Here is a 5386-nt window from a genome sequence, read left to right as displayed (position 1 = left end):
CCATTGGTTCAACCAAATGGTATCGGACACTGATCGTCCGTGGGTAGTAGGACGCAGTGATCTCAACAGTATTGATGAGAAGCACCATGAAATTCGTATTAAGACTCGTCTGAGTAAAGAAGAAGCCAGAACGGAAATCATCAGGATGGTAGCTCAGGCCAGATGGCAGGCAACCGGTCTTCCCCAGAAGCCTGATGAGTCGGACGATATTCTCACCCAGACACTCTACCAACACTGCCAGCACCGTTGGTTTGATCATGAGTTTGGCCAGACGGGCGTGGACGTTAATCGGATATTTCCCCTGACGGAAGAACAGAAACAAACACTGAAAATGTCAGCTAACCAGCCTTATCTTCAGGAGGCTGATCGGCGGATAAGTGCATGGAACTCTCATGGCGTTCAATGGAGTCCTGAGCTTTGGCATCAGATGAGTGATCTGCTGAACCATCTGGTTGACGATTTTGTTAACGAAGCGTCAGCTGTTGGCAGTGATAACGCTCCTGAACCGTTGACTGTTGTCGATGCTAAAGCTCACGAACAATACGTGCCACAACATACTGACAAAGCGTTGACTGCTGCCGATACTAAAGCTCACGAACAATACGTGCCACAACATACTGACAAAGCGTTGACTGCTGCCGATGTTAAAGCTCCTGAAAAATACATTCCGGAGGCCTGCGGGATACAGGCTCCAGCACTGGACCAAATGACGGACTATGAGTCTCATGGCAAGTCGAAAGTTTACGATTATAAAATTTTTGATATGCAGAACCATTCTTCCGGGATATATCGGAAGCGGGTACGTGATGTTCATGTTACTGCAGAGGGCGAGGTCAAACAGATCGATATTAATGATCGACACATGCAGGGAGTCGAAGTCCTCATACCTGCCCTGTTACCAGGTGAGAACCAGGAAGTGACATTAACCGAAAATCAAACGCTGGGAACCCTTAACGATACATCGTTCAATGGTCGATATTCATTGCCCAGCCTGACGCCCGACGACTATATCGTGGGTCTGCGTATAAAACCCGATTTGCCATTTACCCTGGTCAGGGACCGATATAGCGGACTTCACACACTGTGTTTTCATGAGATCAAACCTCTCTATATTGAACAACTTACTTATGTCGTGGAACACAGAAAACCGGGCAAAAAAACACCCGCTCCCGCTAAAGGAGCCAAACCAGAACCATCAACACGTTTTGACGCCCACTGCTCCGAAGGTATGAAAACAGTGCTGGAAGAAGTGCTTACGGCCATTGGCGAACAACCAATCAAGGCACAGGAGGGGTTGCGGGCGATAAAAAACGCTCAAAACGCGACGCAACGCATTGAGGCGATCGCGGACTATTGCATGGCGTTTTCCGGTGAAGCTGAACCAGAAGCCAAAGAAAATTTCTTTCGTTTCCTCGTAACACAGCAGCAAGGTAGCTGTCGTCACCGTGTGCCTGTTTTTGTTGCTTTTTGTCGTTATTTTGAGATTCCATGCAGGCAAATTGGTAACGGTGTCCACACCTTTGCAGAGTATTCTCTGGATGGAGGCCTAACCTGGAAGTCAATGCATTTGGGTGGGGCGCCAGTAGAGTCAACAGGCATCAAACCTGAATTCCAGCCCATCAGGCGGGTCAGTGGTTCTGACATTGTGCCGAAGAAAGTCAGGGATCTCCTGAAAGGGGCTGATTCAGAACAACGGAAAATTCTGGCTAAAGCCCATGGCATGAATCTTGATGAGCTGAACAAAGCCATTGAGACAGACAGTGCATTGCTGCCAACCCATCTAAATATTTCCGAAATAGTACAGAGCCTTTGGAAGGAAAAAAACCTGGCCAGTTTTTCTATGGGCGTCTCGCTATTAGAGTCGCTGGACACGAAAGTATTGGGCCCTGAGGAGAAGAGTCTGGTCTGTGATGTGATTTGCGAAGATGAGCTTATCTATTCCTATGAAGCGATGCCGGAAGCAATGAGAGAAAAATTGTTCAACGATAAATTGGGCACTAATGAGGAGGAACTGATCTGTGATGAGATTCGCGAAGTTCAGCGTACCTATACCTATAGACCGATGCAGGAAGCAATAAGAGAAATATTGTCCAACGATAATGAAGATCAGGTCATTGAACCACTCAAGTCACTCTATTCAAAAATGATTGTACAGGCCGGCGCAAACCCTCAGCACTGGTTGAGTTCAATGGTAGATATACTGAAATTCAGTGACTTAACCAGACCTTCGGTTATGCAGCTTGCCCGTGAAGCCCTGAAATCGGGTTGGCTGAATCCACCGACGACTTATGAGGACAAAATGCTGAAGGCCGCACATCATGCGCTATTAGTGGGTCTGGAAGATATCGATGAACTGAAGGCTCAAGCCGCCCATTGCCTGAAAAGCTGGTATAAGAATCTGTTGTCCAGAGAAAAAAATAGCCAGGCATGGCGGTCGGCTTATAAAAACTTCCAAAAGGAAGAAGATAATGCCTTCTTCATGACTCATTGCCACGACGGGGTTTCCCATTCCCTTGAAAGTCAGATTCTAAATGTATCTTTACAGACCGTCTGGACGGACGAACCTGAGGGCATTCCGGATATAGAACGCATGCTGGCCCATGATCCCGCGTTTGTGCAGTTAAACTCGGGCAGGCCGAACCAGCGTCCGGTGATTATCACGGGACAACCTTTCTGGCGAAGAACAGCGCTTAATGAAAAAGTCGCAGCCCTGCTCCAACGTCAAGCTGAGAACAACCCGGATTTGAAGCTTATATTGGAAAAGGTCAATAAATATGAGGAAATGAATAAAGAATTACGCAATGTTTTGAAAGCATTGAATAAACTCAAACGCGAACTCGACGACTTGCGTTTAATGAGACCTGGTGAAACTGACGACAATCAATCAACACTTCTTTATGATCAATATCAAGCTAAAGAACAAGAATATGAGAAAAAACGGCTTGATATCAAGAGCGATCTGGAGTCCCTCCGGGTGCAGCGTGAGGAGAAGAAACTTGCGAATAATTTAACAAAGAAATACAAGCTAGCGATTCAACAGGCCTTCAGTCACTACCTGTATGGTGTGACACATTCAAAAGGCGGCTGCTTATCATATTGTTGGGCCGATGCCAGTATCGCCGTCGTGGGGGCTTGGGACTCAATAAGCCATGGTGCTCATGACCCATCCTCACCAGAAGAGCTGCACGCCATGATGTCTGCAATTGATAACTCTTGCTGGCTTCAGGAAGTTGGCAAGGATGCCTGCTTACGGCAGGCGCACAACGCCAGCAACGCTTTGATACTCAAACCCGATGAGCTGACAAACATTGCCGAAGAGTTTTTGAACAGCGTGAATTTGGATTCGATTTATGAGTCATTTCATAACTGACGCTGACTCTCTGGTCATTCACTCTCCCAGACTTGCCAAACAAGCCCTTTAGAAATTGTGAACGGTTTTGCTTCAGTCATAGATTTATCCCGACTAATTTGGTTGATCCATTCCTTCTACTGGAATCACTCCGATGCAGCAGCATGGGAGCGAATTGAAATGGTACGGATGCTAACGCTTAGCTGCACTAATCGTTAACGAAAGTCTCACTCATTTAATCCACCTGAGTTTTTAGCCGACATAGCACATAAGGTGAATACAAAGATGATAAACCAATGGATCAAAAGCCAATGAGCCGTATGGAGGGGTGCAAGCATACTTACAGAATGACTCTGGATCAGGGCGAGGGTCGTATTGCTGCGGTTAGTAGGGCTGCTAAAGCACTAATATTTGGATATCGGGTCAGTTCGGTGGATAATTCCCGGCGATATACTCCATCGCCTGAAGCCTCCGGTTCTACCTTGGAGGAGAAAAGTATTTTGGCACGGGATGTGGCAGCCACACCCCCTTCACCTGTTTTAAGTAAGCGTGCCCCGGTTCACTTTTCCCGGGCTATTTTGTCTGCTTTTTCTTCTGAGACGGATAAGCATCAGGCAGCGTATCTCACAGAATGTGTTAGTTATAATTCCAAATCGGGTGAGATTGTTCCGAAAACGTCATGGATTGGCCGACTGTTCAGGCCAAAGCATAAAGAGCCAACGCGTGTTGAGGTCAATGATAGTTTCAAAGCTGCACTTCAGAATGCTTTTCCTGACGCTGACGTCAATAAGGTATTTGATGCTTGTTTTTCTCGGGGGTATGACCCCGCAACGCACAAAATAACCGAAAAAGAGGCTCTGTTGCTATTAAATGCGTTGAAGCTGCCTCCACAGAAAGATTCTGCGCAAAAGCCTGATAATGCTGCTGTTGATTTGACGAGTGATGCATTGGTGTTTCAATACGATAAAGAATCGAAGTCGATTATGTTGGTAGATGATCTGCGTTCCTATCTAATAAGAAGAAATGGGTTGGACGATTCTGACACTGCTTATCAGACTGACTTTGATATTCAGTACGGCCAGGATCATACTGCTTTGCGTCAGAAGCTATCCCATAGCTTCTTTAAAAAAGCCGTAAAAGGCTGGATTAAAGATATGGGAGGGGATTCTTTCAATGCCGGTCTTATTTTCAAAGAAGCCCGGGAGCTTGCGTTGGGGATTAAAGAACAACCCGAGTCATTCACGGGTGAAGACGGGATTAAAATGCTAAAGCTAATGGGGAATTCACCCGTACTCAACCTGTCTCAGGCAGGCATTCAGCAATTTTTTCCAGGTGGTAAAAACTTTTCTGAATTACTCGAGCTGGTGGCAAAAAAGATTCAGTACAGCAATGTACCTTTACCTGCTCTTACTCCCGAGCAAGAACGCCAGTTTGTGGCAAACTGCCGGGGTGCCGTGAGGGAGGAAGTAAATAAATCCATCCGGGACTCAAGGGAAAAACTGGAGAAGTTCGAAAAAGAAGGAAAAGAGATTACAACTAATTTGATATCGGATGCCGCCATTGGTTCTTTGTTGTTCACGGATGAACTCAGAAAAATGGCCCTCGATGAATATATCAAGCTGGTGTCAAATGCCTATTCTGAAACTCTGTATAACGAACTGAAAAACCGCCACAATGATGGCTAAACACGATCTCTTCGTTCCCAGTCGAGTCGCCAGAGGGAACTTCCCCGCTACGTGATCCGTATGGCTCGTGGTGCGGGAGGAGCAGAGCCGTGAGGCTCTGCCCAATCCCGATTATGTTATGTCGCTAGCCAAATAAATCAGAATGTGATCCAGATCTATAATCCTTTTTGAATTTCGTTGACCGTACTGGAGTAAGCATCATTATTTGTCCAGATCATTAAACATTTCTTCCATAGAATCATATCGAGTCAAACCTAAACCCTTGCCTGTGTCTTCGAAAGTTTTAAGGGTTTCTTCATTAGGTATACGAACATCAAAAGGCAACCCGTTACACAAGCCTACCTGCTTATAA

Annotated in this window: 2 protein-coding genes; both read left to right on the top strand. The window is 46.1% G+C overall.

Translation table 11 applies throughout. The features are described 5' to 3' along the window. A partial coding sequence (locus tag KDK17_RS00815) for a transglutaminase domain-containing protein (protein WP_257287133.1) occupies positions 1-3370 on the top strand: 3370 nt, incomplete at its 5' end. A gap of 275 nt (positions 3371-3645) precedes the next feature. After that, the gene (locus tag KDK17_RS00810) at positions 3646-5034 is read left to right on the top strand and encodes a hypothetical protein (RefSeq protein ID WP_257287132.1); all 1389 of its coding nucleotides are present in this window, start codon (positions 3646-3648) and stop codon (positions 5032-5034) included. Positions 5035-5386: the final 352 nt, after the last annotated feature.

The organism is Endozoicomonas sp. SESOKO2, from assembly GCF_024606245.1.
Lineage (GTDB): Bacteria > Pseudomonadota > Gammaproteobacteria > Pseudomonadales > Endozoicomonadaceae > Endozoicomonas_A.
The sequence above is the reverse complement of the archived record's forward strand: the minus strand, read 5'-3'. Positions and strand labels throughout refer to the sequence as shown.